Consider the following 3,049-nt stretch of genomic DNA (forward strand, 5'->3'; position numbering starts at 1 on the left):
TCTAAAATTGTCTGAATAAGAAACAATAGCTCTATAGATGCCGAACAAGTATCTAATAACGCTAATCTAAATAAAAAGGCCGTTCTGAATGACCAATGATAACCCGTATAACTTTTTACCTTTACAGCCTACTGGTAGGAATGAAACTAATACTGCTAATACTTATGCACCTGAAGACATGATTAAAATATATGAGCAGCAGTGTCTAACACAAGTGCCCGAAGATAAGCTGACTGAGTTTTTACCAGCACTAAAAAGTTTCTACGACATTGATGATAACACGTTAGATATCAGCGCCATTATTTTTGATGCAATCTCCGATGCTTGTATCATTTATAACCATAAAATCAAAACAGGCGACTATCAAATACTAGGTGAGCTGATAGAAGAGGTTATTGAATATGATGAAGAGGCTACAGATAAAGAAGGTGCTGAAAATAAAGATATTCAAGCCTATACATTAGAGTGCCAGCGTAATTTTCTCATTAATGATATAAAAATGGCTTATCATTTTAATCTATTTATTTATGGTGATGGATATTCTACTCTGACCAAACAAGAGACTCTACTAGAAAAAATGTATTGGTTCGTCAGAGGAAGGTTCGAAGAGCATTTATTAGACGATTCTGAAGAAAATGAGAGCTTAGAGTCTATCAATAAGCAACTAGCTGACCTCGGCATTCAAGCGATGGATCTAACCACGATAGAACAGATAATAAACTATGTAGAAGACAATATCATAGATGATGCAATGGTAGACACATTTAACAAGCTATTGGATGATGCGGAGTAATATACCCATTTTGTGTAGAGTCGATGTTAAATAGCATGGATATACGACAGGGTGATGGGTATAGACTTTTCTTATTTATTGATGTTTTAAAATCTTTGTAAACTGTCTAATAGAGAGGTTTTAAAAAGCTCTCCATGAGATTGAACATAGAATTGATAGCGACAGTTTTGCTGAAAGTCGTGACAGAGCTGCTCAGCAAAATCTTGTTTGTTTGGCGTATTGGGAGCCATCGCTGAATGATTTCGATGCTTCTCTATCTTGGACTGTTGCTCTGCTGCCTGACTAAAAGTCAGTCTGAGCCGTTTGTTTTCATAGATATCTGAACGCTGCGCTTCAGGTGAGCTTTGATATGCCTTCCAATATCTCAACATTTCACCATCTTGCCACCATAGCGAAGGATCTGCACTGAAATACTGTTGGTAAGATTCTGGATGCTCTAACAAATTATACAATACGAACAAGCCACCATAAGAATGCCCCCAAAGTCCCTCTTGGTCTGGTTTTTCCCCCAATTGCAGATATACCCATGGCTTGATTTTTTGTTCAATCAGTTTAGAAAAATCTTCAGCACCGCCATTTAACCGTTCTCTCCCTTTTTCTTGAAACACATTTCGTTGCTCTGTCTGAGTCAATAATGGTGGTGTGTAATCATATGCTCTGGCATCGACATCGAAGCGGTAAGGCGTTTGATAACCAATAAAAACCAAAGCAGGTGCATTATTTTTTGGCGTAGCATTTGATAATGAGAGCATGGTGTCTTTTGTTAAGTCACCAATGGCGGCATTTCCATCGAGTATATATAGCACGCTGGTAGAGGGTTTGACGGCATTATTAGTCGTCTGCTGATTGATATACTGCTTGGGAATAGCCAACCATACTCGGTAATGACGAGGACTGGCATAAGATTTTATGGTAGTTGAACTATCTTCTCTAAACAAGGATGATTGGGGTGCAGGTGCACTAAAGTCATGATATACAAAGTGATAGCCAGTGTCTTTGGCATGCAATAAACTCATGTCTACAGGCGTGGTCAAGTCAGGTTGGGCATAACTTGGCGACATGACTGTTCCTATAGTTATAATCGTTATTATTGACAGATACCTCTCAAATACTGACATGATTTCCCTTTTTAAATATAAACTCATTTATCGCATTTTTATTGCTATTTCATCACGCATAAGAATGAGTGATTAATGAATATTGACAAAATGTTATAATTCAGTAAATATAATACAAATGATAATCATTATCAATATTACATTTTTAATGTTATCAAATTTATCAAAATTTATATTATGAGAGTCCATTATGTCGTATTCAATGCAAGCAAATTTAGGCAAGAGTTTCTTATTATCTAAGCATTCTGTACTAGCTATTGCCCTTCTATCTTTAGGGATTGCCGGTTGTCAAAATACAACGTCGTTATCGAGTAAAGATGCTATACCGCCGACTCACTCTGTGACTTCTACTATCATGCAAACAAAAAGCAACTATGCCGATATTCATTATTTGACTATTGATGGCCAAGATTATCCAGTTTCTGAAACTTCTGCTCGGATTGTTGTCAATAACGCACAAAATGCACAAGAATTGATGGCAGATATTTTTGATGGAGAAAGAGATGTTGCAGTCCCAGGATACAAAGTTATGATAATCAACCGTACCAGCTCTGTGGCTGCTGAAGGGAGAAAGCGTGACGATGGGAGTGTGATGGATAATAGAATGATTCATCGTGGTAGTAAGTCTCTTGTGGGTATTCCTGTGGTAAATGGACAGGCAAAACTGGATCAGGCTCAATTGTTAAGCTTTGATATTATTTATGATGATGTGGCTAAAGATTTAGCAGCAGGAACAGTGGTAAAACCACGCGGTACGAAATTAACCAAATCTAATATTCCTGTCACCAATAAAAAAGTAGTCATAAACTCATTGACGTTGCCGAATATTGTTAGCGGCGAGCACGCAGGTGGTGGTGTAAATTTTGAAGCCAGCGCAGTGGTAGATGGTAAGGTTATCAAGACGGGTGCCAACAGTGCTTTTAATATCTTTTATACTGTGACATCAGATAAGGCTAGAGGGTTTTAGGTATTTATGACATGGCGCTATTATTGAATGAGTAAAACTCCTACAAGCGAAATCTGTATAGATAAAGCTTCCACAAAAAAAGCACTTATGAGCGATCACGGCTTAAGTGATAAACAGATTCACCATGTACTGCTAACATTATTACTTGGCGGTACAGTGGTGAGTTTTAGT

3 protein-coding genes are annotated in these 3,049 nt (G+C 37.5%); 2 read left to right on the plus strand and 1 reads right to left on the minus strand.

The window, feature by feature from the left end; all coding sequences use genetic code 11:
• The first annotated feature begins 88 nt into the window (after nt 1-88).
• A complete protein-coding gene (locus ACT3SX_RS14515) occupies nt 89-793 on the plus strand; it encodes a hypothetical protein (RefSeq protein ID WP_192520204.1) in 705 nt (234 codons plus the stop codon).
• A gap of 86 nt (nt 794-879) precedes the next feature.
• On the opposite strand, the gene ACT3SX_RS14520 is transcribed toward ACT3SX_RS14515, so the two are convergent.
• Nucleotides 880-1,854: an alpha/beta hydrolase gene (locus tag ACT3SX_RS14520; RefSeq protein ID WP_192520203.1), complete on the minus strand. Its 975-nt coding sequence runs from the start codon at nt 1,852-1,854 to the stop codon at nt 880-882.
• 247 nt (nt 1,855-2,101) lie between these two features.
• Here ACT3SX_RS14520 and ACT3SX_RS14525 point away from each other — a divergent pair, with 247 nt between their 5' ends.
• On the plus strand, nt 2,102-2,878 hold the full coding sequence (locus ACT3SX_RS14525) for a hypothetical protein (protein ID WP_192520202.1): 777 nt from the start codon (nt 2,102-2,104) through the stop codon (nt 2,876-2,878).
• Nucleotides 2,879-3,049 lie beyond the last annotated feature (171 nt).

It is taken from the genome of Psychrobacter sp. AOP31-B2-9 (assembly GCF_052378005.1).
Taxonomy (GTDB): Bacteria; Pseudomonadota; Gammaproteobacteria; order Pseudomonadales; family Moraxellaceae; genus Psychrobacter.

Excerpts from the sequence above, each read along its gene's own strand:
- ACT3SX_RS14520 (WP_192520203.1), bottom strand. The coding sequence starts at position 1,854 with ATGTCGCCAAGTTATGCCCAACCTGACTTGACCACGCCTGTAGACATG.
- ACT3SX_RS14515 (WP_192520204.1), top strand. The coding sequence starts at position 89 with ATGACCAATGATAACCCGTATAACTTTTTACCTTTACAGCCTACTGGT.
- ACT3SX_RS14525 (WP_192520202.1), top strand. The coding sequence starts at position 2,102 with ATGTCGTATTCAATGCAAGCAAATTTAGGCAAGAGTTTCTTATTATCT.